Genomic DNA, 15,853 nt, shown 5'->3' on the forward strand with positions numbered 1-15,853 from the left:
GGAGAGTTAAAAATGTCAATAATCTTTTCAAGAATAAAATTATTTCATGACTCAAATGAGGCTTTAACTCCTGAAAATGCATTACTTGATTTATATCAAATTACATGCAAGATAAATAAGTTAACAACTAGAAAAAGTGGTTGGTATTTGCCTGGTTATACTCAAGAAGAAAGATTAAAAAATAATGCATTTGATGAAAATGGACCTACTAAATATGCTATAGAGGATTTTAAAGAAACTTATGATAAAAACTCTGGATTTATTGTGAAATCATTATCTGATGGAGTAGATGAGAACAACAACAGTATTCTATATATGGGTGAAGATAAAATCCATGTTAATCCTGTTAGATTAGGTAAAACTAATATATCTATAAGCATCAATTTAGATAAAGATAAATTTAATTTTCAAGATATTATTGAGCTTTTAAAAAATTCAATATCGCTTCGGAACTCTCCATTTATTTTAGTAGATACAAGAGGTTACTCGTTAAAACAAAAACAAGTTTTTCCAGATAGGGTTTATGCCGGTTGGATGCTCTACTTACCAATTGAAATAGATCCGACTTTAGTTACAATGGCAGAAGAAATAATATCTATTTCTGATAAAAATGACAAAAAAGGCTCATTGATTATCACGACAAAAGATATTTTTGACATAGAAAACCAAGAGCACATTAATAAAGCCAATGATATTGAAATCTGCTTGAGGGATCTACAAATATTACCTCTGATAACAGAGATATAACTATGGCAAGCAAAGAAGTTATCCGATTAAACGACCTAACTAATATTTAAGCAAGGGTAAAAATAAATGACTACATTATCATTAAATATGAAATTATATACAGATTGGAAAGAACCATTAACACCAACAATAGTTCTTACTGATTTATATAGAATTACACAACAAGTAAATATATTTTTTGGACGCCATAAAACTTGGTATTTACCAGGAGATACTCGTCAAGAATCTTTACAACATATTGCTTTTGATCAGAAAGGGGCAACAAAAGAAGCAATAAAAGAGTTTGAAGAAGATTATACAGAAGAAAATCCTATAATTATTAAAGGGATTTGGGATGGCGAAGATGATGACCATTCATGTTCAATTTGTTATATGAATTATCGTCGAGATAGGTTAGGACAAACCCAAATAGATTTTCATATATCTATCGAAGAAAATGAATTTCAGCTATCACGATTAGTCAACTTTATTAATTTTCTGATTTCTACTCATAGTGCACCTTACATTATGGTAGAAAACAATACATATAGAATAAAAAGAAAACAGGTCTTCCCAGATCGTTTAAGTGCTGGCTGGATACTCTATTTACCAATAGAAATAGACCCGACTTTAGTTCCAATGGCAGAAGAAATAATATCTATTTCTGATAAAAATGACAAAAAAGGCTCATTGATTATCACGACAAAAGATATCTTTGACATAGCAAACCAAGAGCATATTAATAAAGCCAATGATATTGAAATCTGCTTGCGGGATCTACAAATACTACCATTGATGACAGAGTTATAAATATGACAGACAGAGCCGTAATCCGTTTAAACGACCTAACCGATCATGGTGGTAAAGTTATTACCGCCATTGATGATTGCGTGTATCAAGGCGTGCCTGAATCCGGTAAAACAGAGAGCCGAGAAAAATACCATGATTATTTGCGGGTTATGGATAATTTATTGAAAAGGAGAAATTGATATGCCATTATCACTTCTTGCGCCAGCGTCTCTCTCACTGGCATTTTCTACAACCTGTATCTTATTCATATTTTACAGAGGCTTTTATTCCATATCTCAATATTAAAACTTTTAATACTATGATGTCTTAATAACCAGAATAATTTATAGGAGAATTGAAATATGTTCATTATACACCCAAGAATAAAACTATTTTATGATCTTAGAGAAGCCATCACACCGGAATTAGCATTGGCCGATACGTATCAGTTAATGAATCACATTAATAACCTCAGTAATAATTCAAGTGGTTGGCATTTACCTGGGTATAGTGAAGAAGAAATTAGAAAAAATAACGTATTTAATGAAAATGGCATTACTGAATATGCTTTAAAAGAATTCAGGGAAATTTATGAGGGTGACGGAAGATCTATTATAGTGTCACTATTTGATAATCCTATAATTGATAATTCTGAAAGTGGAAAATTAGAAAATAATATTACATATATTGGCCAAGATGATATTCATTCTAACCCTAATAGATTGGGGAAAACTAATATATCTATTAATCTTGCACTTAAAAAAGAAAAATTCAACCTTAAAAACTTTATCGATTTTATTAAACATTTGGTTTCTCATAGATATTCTCCAATTATTATGACAGATACTAGAGGCTATAGATTAAATCAAAAACAAGTTTTTCCAGACCACCTAAGTGCTGGCTGGATGCTCTATTTGCCAATAGAAATAGACCCGACTTTAGTCCCAATGGCAGAAGAAATAATATCTATTTCTGATAAAAATGACAAAAAAGGCTCATTGATTATTACAACAAAAGATATCTTTGACATAGAAAACCAAGAGCATATTAATAAAGCCAATGATATTGAAATCTGCTTGCGGGATTTACAAATATTACCTCTGATAACAGAGATATAAATATAGCAAGCAAAGCAGCTATCCGATTAAAACGACCTCATACACTGAACCTTAAGCATTAAGCCTCTCGACAATACCCTCCAACGTATTGTCTTTATCGGATTTTCTTTGAGGCAACTTCAACGCGTTTTTGGAGAGATATTTCAGGGCCCAATCCAGATGGTGTTCTATTTCCGACCCGGCATGATGAATAATCGCGCCCAATATCGGCAACAACCAGACATCAACATTCTTGGCTGCCTTGAGAAAGGAGACTGAAGGCAAAAACCGTCTCGCCAGACTGCGCCGGACTATCAACGCCAGCAGACTTGCCCAGATGAGTCCTTCCGCTATCGCTTTCTGACCGGTCGCAAAGCCTGTCCGGTTGGTGTGGGATTTTAATTCCTTGAACAGCAGTTCGACCTGCCAGCGACAGCGATAGAGCGCCATGATGTCATCTGCGGTAAAGTCGGATGGCGGCAGGTTGGTGAGCCAAAAACAGAAGCGCTTTTCCTGCGCGAACCAACGCCGGATGACCCGAAATTCGAATCGGCCACGCCGACAGGTGAAATCCAGTACCTCATCGCGGTTATTTTTGCGGCTGATGTCCCTGAGTTTTTTGCCCGCCAGTGTCGGTAATTGTCGCCCCTGTCCATTACGGGCACTGACAATCAGGGGATTAAGCGATTGGCTGAACAAAGACAGGGTCATATGGCACTCAACCGCTGCCTTCAATGAGCTGAAGCGGCAGGGGAAAACCCCCGCTAAATCGGGATGAACGTTGAATGAGCCGCCATCCTGCAAGAGGATATCGTCAAACTGCTCAAATTTTTTGGGTAAGGGCGGCAGAACGTTTTCAATCAATTGAACCATGGCGAATGTCACCAGTGTCTTCATAAAATCGGCGAAGGTGCTTTTACGCAACTGATTATGGAAGGGTTTATAGGCGACAGTGTGTTTTTCACTCAGGCACATGCCGTTAAACTGCCGGTGCAAGTCAGCGATGGAAGTGCAGTTTCCTTTGCTCAACGCGGCTATCAAACTGAGAACCAGAGGCTGTGGCCCAATATTTCTGAACCGCTCCATAAAGCCACATCTGCGGGCCGTTTTTTCAAGAAAAGTGTCACTGAAGAATTGCATTAACTGAGGTTTTGTGGAGATAATTGTCATCGGCTTTATTCTCTGATCTCTGTATTTTGTTTGGCGACAATTATCAGATCATAAATAAAGCCTTTTTTCTATCTAAAATAACAGGTTGCCGCTAAAGATCCTGTTTATGAAGATGGCTTATTAAAGCCGAGTGGTTTTTTAGGAACATCAGGCGCGGAACTCATCGAGGCGCGGACATCCTTGCCTATAGTGACGCCGGATAGATTTAAGCAAGCTCAAAATTCATCAAAATTAGTGTTGCAAAAACGAGGGTGACCATAGATTTAACCTTTCATATGGAAGAATAAAAAAATCCGCCTGTACTTAATATCATACAATTCCCTCGTCTTTATAATCCTTCTTACTAAGAAGAATAACCATCAAAAAATAATATATAGAAGGAACACAATGGATATCTATCAGGAAAGTATCAGATTTTTAGGTAACGGTGCCGATTTCGATGAAAATGGATTATTTCAATGTGAGTTATCATTCGATACTAATGACCATGGTGAGGCGCTTTTCTTAACCATATTTAAGAATGAAACAACCATTAATTTACACATATCTCTGACCAGTCCAGTTGAATTACCAACGCCTCTTCCAGAAGCGATTGCAGTCACGATCGGTGAACACGCGCTAGAACCTTTTAGAGGTGGCTTTGGTATTGGCTTAATGCCTGATAGCCGTAGATTAACGATTTATAAGATTATTTCTCTATCAAATAAGCCTCAAAATTATGTGCAAAACATCTTTCAGCAACTGTTAGAAAAAATGGAGCAATGGCACCATTTTATTGAACAAACGAATAACGCAGAAACGATCCCAGAAAAACTACCTGTCGGGATTTTTATTTAATCCCTGCAGCGAACACCCCTATTTATAATATGAGGTTAATTTATGTCAACAATTCAAATTAATAGTCAGCACAGAGGTAGTTTAGACTTCGCGGATATTCAAAATATCAAAACCAATGCGAAAGAAGGTGATACGGTTAAGTTTGGCTCTGTATTTGGTAAAGAATACCGCGTTACTAAAAACAGTGATGGTGAAGTTAGCCTAAAACAAAAAGAGAATCGCAGCTTTTTTAACCGCTTCTTTAGCAATACAGATTCATCGAAAAACAGTGATTTAAAACTGAATCTGATGAACCAACAGCTGCACAAAAAAGAGAACAGCGGCAACGTTAAGGTCTTAACATTAACCTACAACCAGGCTAACCAAAAGATGCCGGAAGAGACTAAGAACTACTTCCAGAATCTGATCCAAAAAGGTGATTATGATGTGGTCTTGTTTGCTGAACAAGAGTCTAAATTGCTTGCTAACGACCTAGAACTCGATGGCATGAACCTCCTTAGCCAAAACAAAATGAAAGTAATGACCAAAGGTCTTGGTGAAGGTGTTAGTTATACTTCTATGTCTGTTTTTGCTAAAGATGGCGTCGATATTAACGTGAAAAAAGAGTCTGAGTATCGTCACGGTATCGGTGGACGAAACATGGCATTCTTCATGGGTATCACTGGTAACAAAGGCGGGGTGAAAACCGCTTTAGAGATCAATGGCCAAGCTTTAAACGTGATTTCCGCGCACTTGGATTCTAACAAAGAAGTAAAGCGTGAATTCGAAGGAAACAAGTTGATGGAGGGGATCAAACCGAATGAAGAGGTTCTGATCACCGGCGATCTCAATGAACGTGAGAAGCGTGTTGCTGAAGGCTCTGATGTGTTGTACGACCCAATTGCACACGATGATACGCATTTAGCAAAACATGGCTTTAAGTTCAAACCACTCGATAGCCATACTTACATGCAGCTTGATAAGCACACTGGCAATATTAAACAGAAAGAAGGTCGAGATCGCCCTGATTTCGGTGAGCTCGATAATACTGGTTTAACCAACAAAACGGGTAACTTACAGAACCATGAAACCAGTGTGATCACTGATGGATTTGTGAATGTCAGTGACCACAAACCAGTGCAGTCTACGTTTGAGGTAAGAAGTTTCTCTCAAAAACTCATAGAAAACGCGATGACTCAAAATGCTGGTGACTTCAAAAATGACGCGGCGTACCTAAAGCCTGGTACTGATCCAGCTAACGCGACGTTTGACGATGTCACTTCCGCTAACCAGGCACGTCTGGGTTTAGAAAGCTTAAGTCCCAATGAACAAGAGTTCGTAAAAGAGAACTTTTCGAGTTTTATTATCGGTAAAGATGCACTCTTCAGTCAGTTAACTAGCGGCTTTATGGAAGAGATGGGTCAACTTCACGCATCTGATCTTGTTAAAAACCCAGCTCAACTACAAACGCAGCAAATTGCATTGAGTGAAAAGTACGAACTTCTCAGTGATAAAGTGAATGCTGAATTTAATAAACAATTCGTTGCCAACCTCTAATAGCAATCTAACAATTGCTCTCTGTTAGATATTAAAAGCAAAGAGTGGTCAGTTTTTGAAAGGGCGTTTATCCCGAAAAAAGTATGCTAAATTGAAAAATTGGCATACTAATCAGCTCGAACATAACGAAGGCGATTCTACCTTAATCGGGTGATGCCTCCGATCGGTTGAAGCGGTATGATGGGTGCTTTTGAGACTCAGCACTTCATAGCATCCATCACCGTTCACTGTCCTCGTTGCCACTCCGACCGCGCATATCGCCACGGTAAGACCCCTGCCGGTCACGTTCGCTATCGTTGCCCAGCCTGTCCCCATGTTTTTCAGCTCACCTACACCTATGAAGCTCGCAAACCTGGCGTCAAAGAGAAGATTGTCGATATAGCGTTCAACGGCTCGGGTGTCCGTGACACCGCTCGTGTCCTCAAGATTGGCATTAACACCGTCCTGCGCGCCCTAAAAAAATCGCACCAAGGCAAGTAACTACCGATTGGAATGAAGATTTTACGAGCAGCTTTGAGCGATAAAATTTCTATGAATAACATACATCAAACAGCAAATCATAACCACCCGCATAGCGGGTGGTTTGCTCTAGCCCTATAAGGGCATATTACCGACTGCGCCTAAATGACGCCCTTTCTCTTCGTTCAAGCTAAGTATCTTTGCTTCTTTGGCTTACCCCTTGAAGGGGTCTTCATGCTCTCGTGTACTTAACTTATCCTGCATTAAATCTGACTTTTCTTGCTCTCTGATGTATTTTCGGATTGTGGCTTCATTTAGCCCTACCGTACTCACGTAGTATCCTTCTGACCAAAACTTCCTATTGCCAAACTTGTATTTTAAATTGGCGTGCTTATCAAATATCATCAATGCGCTTTTACCTTTTAGATATCCCATAAAACTTGAAACACTTATTTTAGGTGGGATACTCACCAGTATATGGACGTGATCTGGCATGAGATGCCCTTCGATGATTTCTACTCCTTTATACTTACAAAGGTCTCGTAAAATCTCACCTATCCTCGAACGGATACGGGTAAAAATGACTTTTCGTCTGTATTTCGGCGAAAAGACGATGTGGTATTTGCACAGCCACTTTGTATGTGCTGAGCTTTGTGCTTTAATTCCCATAAACACCTTTCCTTATTTGAGTTACGTATATTAGCTTGAACATCTATATCGTAACGGAAAGGTGTTTTTCTTGGTATAACCCTTGATTTCCACCCGCATAGTGGGGGGTTTTATGTTTAAGAAGCTGACGCTACTTAAACTGGCTAAAGCCATAATAATCTGACAGCGCCAATAGCGCTGCAATTACCGTGGATAATAAATTAAACCCGATACATTTCGCACAAATAGTGGGGAACCGCATCATCAGCGTTTGAGCCAATCACTTCCATATCCGGCAAGATATCTTTCAAACGCTGGTGAGCATCCTGCATAATGCAGCCCTTACCTGCTACCGTCAGCATTTCAAAGTCATTCATGCCATCACCAAAAGCAATACAATCACTCAGTTTATAACCCATAGATTGGGCTACCCGCTCAAGTGCATGACCTTTCGACACCCCACCCGCCATCACTTCCAGGCAATTGCGCAACGAGAAACTCACATTGACTCTATCGCCCCAACGCGTTTTGATTTTCTCTTCCAACACAACCAATAGATCATGATCTTCGCAGGTAAAATAAACTTTGCATACATCATCGGTTTTGAAGTTGTCACGCTCAAAAAGTTGATAATGAAACACGGATTCCTGAAAAAATTCTTTCTGCTCAGGGCATTCACGGTTCATATACCAGTGATTATGGCAATAATAATTCGTCAGAATATCAGCGTTATCAAACTCCATTAGACACAAGTCATGCACAATCTCAGGCTCAACATTGTGACTGAAAACCAGTTCACCTACAGCATTGTGTACCCGAGCGCCATTGGAAGTAATCATATAGGCATCAATACCAAGAACATCTCGGATTTGCGCAACATCTACATGATGACGACCAGTAGCAAAAATAAAATGAATGCCTTTATTGGTCAGTAAATTAAGGGTTTCCTTGGTGTAAGAAGTTAATTTGTGATCAGGAGACAGCAAAGTGCCATCTAAATCTGAAGCAACAATGTGATACATAGTTATCGTTCCTATCATTTAATTGAGTCAATTCTGGTCAAAAAAATCACAAATGGCGTTGAGTGCCTGGCTACGTAATTTATCTTTTTCAAATAGGATTTCATGATGCGCCCCCTGAATAATTAACAGTAACGGCTCTTCAATGAAAGCCCTCTCTCTCCTACGTAATTCACAAAAAGCCCGTATTTTCTGATTATTAATGACTTTATCCTCACTGGCTTCCAAGACCATCAGCGGTGTCTCAATTTCTCCGGCTTTTTCTATCAGCATATCGCCAATCCAGATACTTTCCCTCATCCAGTGATATGTTGGGCCACCTATGCGTAATTCCGGATTATCCGCGTAATAACGGAGGTAACGGCTATAACGTTCATAACTGTGTGTCAGAAGGTTTATCAAATAAGGCAACGGACGCCATTTCCCAGTTAGTACCGCATAATGGTTGCGCATATCTGGCCGCTTTTCAGCCCGATTTACCAGGAAAGTTGCCAACCAACGTGGCATAGGAAAGTGAATACCAAACATAGGAGCACAAAGGGCTGCTGCATCAAATACCTGGCCGTGACGTAATAAAAATCCCCCTAATATTGCCGCCCCCATTGAATGAGCTAACGCATAACAGTGAGAATAATGACGAGGAAGAATTTCTCTTTCTATTAATATTTCAACGTCATCAATATAATCATCAAATTTTTCTACATGCCCTTTTTGTGGATCTGCAAGCATCCTGCCGGATCGCCCCTGTCCACGATGATCAATAATAAAAATGTCGTAGCCAAGGTGATAAAAATCAAATGCTACTTCCGAGTATTTAACATAACTTTCACTACGGCCAGGAAAGATAACAACCGCTCTATAATTTTTTATCGTTGCACAAAAACGGACATAACGTATCAGTACATTATCGACACCAATAAATTCACACTCTTCCCTGGCTTGCCAAAAATCTAATAAAGGCCCGTTGGCAAAAGCAGAAAACTGCATCTCACGATTGAGCCAACTTTCTTTCAACATTTCTGGCGTCATAAGTTGCCCTCTGACTATCCAAACTCCTCTAGATGTTCACGTATTAAGGCCATAAAGACATTACCAAAACGTTCAAGTTTCCGTTGCCCTACCCCGTTGATTAATAACATTTCACCCTCCGTTACCGGGCATTGCTCTGCCATTTCAATCAGCGTGACATCGTTAAATACAACAAAAGGAGGGATATTTTCTTCGTCAGCAATAGATTTCCGTAATTTACGTAGCTTGGCAAATAGTTTGCGATCATAATTACCACTATACGATTTACTTTGCTGATTACGCCCTTTCAGATTCTGTATTCGTGGAACAGCCAGTTTTAGCGAAACTTCACCACGCAATATCGGACGCGCAGCTTCCGTTAATTGTAATGCAGAATAATTGGCAATGTTTTGACTGATAAAGCCTAAATGAATAAGCTGCCGCAATACACTCACCCAGTGTTCCTGACTTTGATCTTTACCGATACCATAAACCGGCAAATGATCATGTCTCATATCACGGATACGCTGATTATTCGCGCCTCTAAGCACTTCAACAATATAACCAATACCAAAGCGCTGCCCAACCCGGTAAATACAAGAAAGCGCTTTTTGGGCATCCACCAAGCCATCATAATTTTTTGGTGGATCAAGACAGATATCACAGTTACCGCAAGGGGTTTGTTTGCTTTCACCAAAATAGTTCAATAACACCAGACGGCGGCAAGTTTGCGCTTCGGCAAAAGCCCCCATTGCATTGAGCTTATGCCGCTCAATATCCTGCTGTGTGCCCACCTCTTTCTCTTCCAGACAACGGCGAAGCCATACCATATCAGCAGGATCATAAAACAGCACCGCTTCCGCCGGCAGACCATCACGCCCGGCACGCCCGGTCTCCTGATAATAGGATTCGATATTACGTGGAATATTAAAATGAACCACAAACCGAACATTGGGTTTATTAATTCCCATACCAAATGCTACGGTTGCCACTACAACCTGCAAATCATCACGCTGAAATGCATCCTGCACCCGCGCACGCTGGCTGTTATCCAACCCGGCATGGTATGGCGCAACACTCAAGCCACGTTTTTGTAAACGCTCTGATATCTCTTCAACTTTGCTACGGCTATTACAGTAAACAATACCGCTTTTACCTTTTTGACCGCGAATAAATAACCACAGTTGATCCAATGGTTTGTATTTTTCTATCAAGGTATAACGAATATTGGGGCGGTCAAAACTGCTGATATGGATAAGTGGATTATTAAGATTCAGTAGTCGGACAATATCATTGCGAGTCGTTTCATCTGCGGTGGCCGTCAACGCAATGACAGGTAATGTCGGAAAGCGTTGCCTGAGCTGCCCCAACGCCCGATATTCTGGTCGGAAATCATGGCCCCACTGTGAAATACAGTGAGCTTCATCCACAGCCAGCATTGCTGGTTGCCATTCCAGAAGTTGCTCAAGGAAGTTATCCATCATCAAACGCTCAGGGGCGATATACAGCAATTTAATCATGCCCTGACGGCAACGCCGGATCACATCAATCTGCTGTTCGCGGACCTGAGTTGAATTCAAGCAATCCGCCGCAACGCCATTTGCCCGCAGTTGATCCACCTGATCTTTCATTAAAGAGATCAACGGCGAAACAACCAAAGTTACCCCTTCCTGTACCAGCGCCGGAATTTGGTAACACAATGATTTACCGCCACCAGTCGGCATAATGACTAAACAATCACGCCCCTCAAGAATGGTATTGATAACTTGTTGCTGACCAGGCCGGAATTGCAAATAACCAAAGGTTTCCCGCAATACCTGCTCTGTCAGTGATATCGTATTAATGACCTCTGCGGTAGACACACTTTTCCTCAACCATATTAAAAAATCACAGACGCTTTTCAAAACGCCTGGGCATTATGCTATCTCACTCTGGAAATAATTACAGCATGTCATTGAACATCATCTCAGTATAAAAGCGGGTTTAATTGAAGGTTACAGCCGATCAAAAATTCTCCCCCAATTCATCTTACTCATCCCAACGCAGCGCCATAACGCCACATTTTTGACTGCTATTTAAGCAAAAATAGAGTAAATCCTTACACTTACACAGTTGTTAATGATAATAATTTGTATTAATGTTATCAAAATTGAATACCCCAAAAGTCACCTGTCTAAGAGAACCGGAATGAATACCTGGAAAAGGATGCTTATATTCGAAAATTTCAGAATTAAGCGTACCGATTTGTTTCCAGTGTACAACGACTATATTGGATAGGATTTTTGATTATGAATAGGGATTGTTATCACCATGAGTTCACTGCATATTAACTCCGATAATCACACTCTGCACCTCAACGCAGAGAACTGGCTCCATGCCAATCGCCATCTGGTGACAAAAATATTACGTGAGCTATATCACGAAAAATTAATTAATCCTACCTATCATGGACAGCAGCAGTATTCTCTGACAATAGGTGACTACCAATACCATTTTCAAGCGGAAACTTATCAGCTCGATCATATTGATATTGATGCCGCTTCCGTAACCAAATTCAGGGATAATCAATCTCAACCACTTGATGCTATTCAACTGATTATTGAGTTGCATCCGCTGTTGGAAATCCCGGAAAAAATGCTGCCGATTTATCTCGACGAGATATCCAGTACGCTCTACGGTCACGCTTTTAAATATCAGTACAACCGACTTACAGCCCAAGATTTAGCTTATGCCGATTATCAAGTCGTTGAAACGACAATGAGTGAAGGCCATCCAGTCTTTATCGCCAATAATGGCCGAATTGGTTTTGATGCCGATGATTATCAGCGTTATGCGCCTGAAAGCGCTAGCCCCGTGACTTTAATCTGGATTGCGGTTCATAAGAATAAAGCTATTTTCTCGTCATTATCCGATCTCTCATACCAACAATTAATAGAAGAAGAGCTAGGGAAATACCTGCCAGCCCAATTTGAACGCCATCTTAATATGTTGGGATTATGCCCATCAGATTATTATCTGATGCCTCTCCATCCCTGGCAGTGGCAGCACCGTATTGCCATCAGCTTTGCGGCAGATATTGCCAATAACAATATTGTTTATCTTGGCGAAGGTCATGATCGCTACCTCGCACAGCAATCTATCCGTACTTTCTTCAATATTACTCAACCGAAGAAGAACTACGTTAAGACTGCCCTCTCCGTGTTGAACATGGGCTTTATGCGCGGGCTCGATCCACACAGCATGGTCACAACCCCATCAGTCAACGAATGGCTCAGTAACTTAGTCCATAATGACAGTTTCTTCCAACAGAAGGGTTTTACCGTATTACGGGAACGTGCCGCTCTCGGTTATTTCAATAACTACTTTGAGTCAGCCATTAAGAAAGACAGCCCACATAAGAAAATGTTGTCAGCACTGTGGCGCGAAAGCCCAATGACGCTGTTGCAGGATAACCAGCGCCTGATGACAATGGCTTCGTTGCTGCATGTCGATTATCAAGGTCATTCCGTCGTCGCAGCTTTGGTAAAGTGTTCTGGTTTAAGCGCAGAAGAGTGGGTGTCACGTTATCTCGATGCTTACCTCTCGCCATTACTGCGCTCTTTCTTCACCTATGATCTGGTATTTATGCCACACGGCGAAAACCTGATGTTGGTATTGGATAATAACAGCCCGACAAAAATGTTGATGAAAGATATTGGTGAAGAAGTTGCTATTTTGAATGGTGATCTTCAACTGCCTGAAGAGATTAATTTCCTGCACGTCACTATCGAAGACGACATGAAAATTAACTACATCTTCCTTGATATTTTCGATTGTTTCTTCCGCTACCTAATTCCGCTGTTGCAAAAAGATCTTAATCTACCCGAAGAGCGTTTCTGGTTACTGGTTGCACGCTGTGTCCATAATTATCAGTCACAACATCTGCATCAGATTGAGAAATTCCGCAAGTTCGATCTGTTTAAGCAGGAATTTGTTCGTACTTGCCTGAATCGTCTGCAAATGGCGAATAATCAGCAGATGATCGATCTTGACGACCGTGAAAAGAATCTCAAATTCGCCGGAACTTTAGTGAATCCACTATACGCTTTACGCCATGAATACTCGGTTACTTTTCGTCAGGCAGAGCAGCAATAAATAAAAATATCAACATAGATATACCCTATGGATTTCAAGATGCATCGCGACGGCAAGGGAGAGAATCCCCGGGAGCATAGGTAACGATGTGACCGGGGTAAGCGAGTGCAGCCAACAAAGAGGCAACTTGAAAGATGACGGGTATAAATACCAAAAGACTTAATTTGGGGATGTAATGAATAATAAGAAAGTGATGTATCCGTTTTTGCGAAAGGATTCCATGATTAAAAAGACAACCCTTGCAATGACGATACAGTTAGTATTGATGGGAAATAGCTACGCAGTCGCGGAAAGTGCACAGAGCACAAGCGATAAAACCACTGCCCAAAATGACAAGATACTCGTCACCGCTTCACGAGCAGAACATGAAGGGGTGACCGAAGAATCCGGGATGTACAATACCACGTCGATGGTCACCGCCACCGGTTTAAACCTCTCGGCGCGTGAAACACCACAGACCGTCAGTGTCGTGACCAAACAACGTATGCTTGACGAAAATCTGGACAGTGTTAATAGCGTCATCGATAGCACAACCGGTATGAGCGTACGCCAGTTTGATAGTGATCGTTTTGGGTTTACTTCTCGTGGCATGTCCATCAATAACATCCTGCGTGATGGGGTTGCGACCTACTACGACACCCGCTTTAACTATGGCGACAATCTTCTGGATGCTGACCTGTTTGATCGTATCGAAGTGGTACGTGGAGCGGCCGGTTTGATGGTTGGCCCAGGCAATCCTTCAGCAGCCGTTAACCTGATTCGTAAACGTCCGACCCGTGATTTCCGTGGCGAACTCTCTGCCGGCGTGGGTTCTTGGGATAAATGGCGCACTGGCCTTGATCTCTCTGGCCCGTTAAATGACAGTGGCAACCTACGCGGGCGTTTCGTTACAGCCTATCAAGCGGCCAACTCTTTTATTGATCGCAATAACAACGAAAGATACCCGTTCCATGGCGTTCTTGAAGCAGATTTGACAGAAAATACCTTGCTGACTATAGGCGTTGATTATCAACGTAACCACACCCGCGGCGGTATGTTTGGTGGTTTGCCAATCTACTTTGCAGACGGCAGCAAAACAGACTATAAACGCAGCGACAGCTACGCACCCGATTGGGCTTTTTCAAAAGTTCGGACCTTCTCTACCTTTACCAGCCTGCAACATAACTTTGACAACGGCTGGAGTGTAAAAGGCACCTTTACTTATGATAATAACGCTCTGGACCAAAAAGTCCTGTGGGCAACAAGTTTTCCTAACCGTAGCACCAATATTGGTATGGTGCCAGGTAACATGACACTCATCGATGGCAGTCGCCGCCAGAAAAACTACGATCTACAAGTGAACGGTGACTACCGATTATTTAGCCGTACTCATCATGTCAGCTTCGGCTTAAACCACCAGCAACAGGATTTCCAGAACGATTACTTCAACGCAACCTGTATGCTTACACGTCCAAATAGCTGTCCAGGGATGGGTGACTTCACCTCTCCTGGCTGGCAATATCCTGAACCAGAGTGGAGTAATACGCGAACTTATGGCTCAAAAGGGCGTAATGAACAGACCGCAGGTTATGCAGTCACTCAGATTTCTCTGGCAGATCCATTGACTTTGATCCTTGGTGGTCGAGTAACCAGTTGGCAAACACGCGGTGATAATTTCAATACTCCACAAAATGCCAGCTATAGTGACGAATTTGTTCCTTACGGTGGACTGATCTACAACATTACTCAAGACTTGTCGATTTACACCAGTTACACCGAAATATTCAACCCGGAAAGCCACCGTGACCGCAATAATAAATTGCTTGCCCCAGTGTCCGGACAAAACTATGAAGTGGGCCTAAAAGGTGTTGCCTTCGATAACAGCCTTGATTACTCACTGGCAGTCTTTGAAATCCGTCAAGATAACCTGCCATTAGTAGATAACAATGCACCGAGACTACCGGATCTCTCCATTCCTCGTTATACAGTGGATGGCACCAAAACTCGCGGGTTTGAAGCAGAAATCAGTGGTCAACTGACGGATAATTGGCGTTTTTATACTGGTTACACGCAATTCCGCGCAACAGATCCTAATGGTGTACGAATCAATACCAATACGCCAAACAGGTTGTTTAAACTGTTTACCACCTACACCCTGCCAGGTGCGATGAGTAATCTGACCATCGGTGGTGGTGTTAACTGGCAGGATAAAACCTGGTTAACCGTTGATGGGCCTGGGAAAACATCAATGCAAGCGAAGCAAGACAGTTTCGCGGTGGTTAACCTCATGAGCCGTTATCAATTCACACCGGATCTCTCTTTAACGGTTAACCTGAATAACGTCTTTGATAAGACCTACTACACCCAGTTCGGCCAATATTCTCAGTATTACTATGGCGCACCTCGCAATATTGAAGCGATCTTGCGTTATAAGTTCTGAGTTTAAAGTCA

The 15,853-nt window shown here is 41.3% G+C and carries 13 protein-coding genes and 1 pseudogene; 9 read left to right on the forward strand and 5 right to left on the reverse strand.

Annotated features, from left to right (window positions below; all coding sequences use genetic code 11):
• Positions 1-12: 12 nt before the first annotated feature.
• From CKY02_RS04075 to CKY02_RS04095, 4 genes are all read left to right on the forward strand, one after another.
• Complete coding sequence (locus CKY02_RS04075) at positions 13-747, forward strand: immunity 52 family protein (RefSeq protein ID WP_112894319.1); 735 nt, start codon at positions 13-15, stop codon at positions 745-747.
• A gap of 66 nt (positions 748-813) precedes the next feature.
• Positions 814-1,536 (forward strand): immunity 52 family protein, encoded by a 723-nt coding sequence (locus CKY02_RS04085; protein WP_112894320.1) that lies wholly within the window; start codon positions 814-816, stop codon positions 1,534-1,536.
• 2 nt (positions 1,537-1,538) lie between these two features.
• Positions 1,539-1,715: a PAAR domain-containing protein gene (locus CKY02_RS25505; RefSeq protein ID WP_238399122.1), complete on the forward strand. Its 177-nt coding sequence runs from the start codon at positions 1,539-1,541 to the stop codon at positions 1,713-1,715.
• Between the two features lie 162 nt (positions 1,716-1,877).
• Complete coding sequence (locus tag CKY02_RS04095) at positions 1,878-2,633, forward strand: immunity 52 family protein (RefSeq protein ID WP_112894321.1); 756 nt, start codon at positions 1,878-1,880, stop codon at positions 2,631-2,633.
• Positions 2,634-2,684: 51 nt separating this feature from the next.
• On the opposite strand, the gene CKY02_RS04100 is transcribed toward CKY02_RS04095, so the two are convergent.
• A complete protein-coding gene (locus tag CKY02_RS04100; RefSeq protein WP_112894322.1) occupies positions 2,685-3,782 on the reverse strand; it encodes a transposase in 1,098 nt (365 codons plus the stop codon).
• Positions 3,783-4,169: 387 nt separating this feature from the next.
• On the opposite strand from CKY02_RS04100, the gene ati1 reads away from it, so the two are divergent.
• From ati1 to CKY02_RS04115, 3 genes and pseudogenes are all read left to right on the forward strand, one after another.
• Positions 4,170-4,619, forward strand: coding sequence for an Ati1 family type III secretion system chaperone (ati1, locus tag CKY02_RS04105; protein WP_112894323.1), 450 nt, complete (start codon positions 4,170-4,172; stop codon positions 4,617-4,619).
• A gap of 42 nt (positions 4,620-4,661) precedes the next feature.
• Positions 4,662-6,155, forward strand: coding sequence for a VPA0450 family T3SS effector inositol phosphatase (locus tag CKY02_RS04110; RefSeq protein WP_011148686.1), 1,494 nt, complete (start codon positions 4,662-4,664; stop codon positions 6,153-6,155).
• 180 nt (positions 6,156-6,335) lie between these two features.
• Positions 6,336-6,629: pseudogene (locus CKY02_RS04115) on the forward strand (IS1-like element transposase); the annotation flags it as partial.
• A gap of 198 nt (positions 6,630-6,827) precedes the next feature.
• Here the strand turns inward: CKY02_RS04115 and tnpA are convergent.
• The 4 genes from tnpA to recQ all read right to left on the reverse strand — a co-directional run bounded on the left by tnpA (position 6,828) and on the right by recQ (position 11,151).
• The gene (gene tnpA / locus CKY02_RS04120) at positions 6,828-7,283 is read right to left on the reverse strand and encodes an IS200/IS605-like element ISPlu5 family transposase (RefSeq protein ID WP_112894324.1); all 456 of its coding nucleotides are present in this window, start codon (positions 7,281-7,283) and stop codon (positions 6,828-6,830) included.
• Between the two features lie 200 nt (positions 7,284-7,483).
• Entirely contained in the window at positions 7,484-8,284 is an 801-nt protein-coding gene (yigL, locus tag CKY02_RS04125; protein ID WP_112894325.1) for a sugar/pyridoxal phosphate phosphatase YigL, read from the reverse strand.
• A gap of 27 nt (positions 8,285-8,311) precedes the next feature.
• Positions 8,312-9,310, reverse strand: a complete 999-nt coding sequence (gene pldB / locus CKY02_RS04130; RefSeq protein WP_112894326.1) for a lysophospholipase L2 — start codon at positions 9,308-9,310, stop codon at positions 8,312-8,314.
• A gap of 14 nt (positions 9,311-9,324) precedes the next feature.
• Complete coding sequence (gene recQ / locus CKY02_RS04135; RefSeq protein ID WP_112894327.1) at positions 9,325-11,151, reverse strand: ATP-dependent DNA helicase RecQ; 1,827 nt, start codon at positions 11,149-11,151, stop codon at positions 9,325-9,327.
• Positions 11,152-11,599: 448 nt separating this feature from the next.
• On the opposite strand from recQ, the gene CKY02_RS04140 reads away from it, so the two are divergent.
• Positions 11,600-13,423: an IucA/IucC family protein gene (locus CKY02_RS04140; RefSeq protein ID WP_112894328.1), complete on the forward strand. Its 1,824-nt coding sequence runs from the start codon at positions 11,600-11,602 to the stop codon at positions 13,421-13,423.
• Positions 13,424-13,598: 175 nt separating this feature from the next.
• Positions 13,599-15,842: a TonB-dependent siderophore receptor gene (locus CKY02_RS04145; RefSeq protein ID WP_112894329.1), complete on the forward strand. Its 2,244-nt coding sequence runs from the start codon at positions 13,599-13,601 to the stop codon at positions 15,840-15,842.
• The last annotated feature ends 11 nt before the right edge of the window (positions 15,843-15,853 follow it).

The sequence above is a fragment of the Photorhabdus bodei genome (assembly GCF_003287735.1).
GTDB classification, from domain to species: Bacteria; Pseudomonadota; Gammaproteobacteria; order Enterobacterales; family Enterobacteriaceae; genus Photorhabdus; species Photorhabdus kayaii.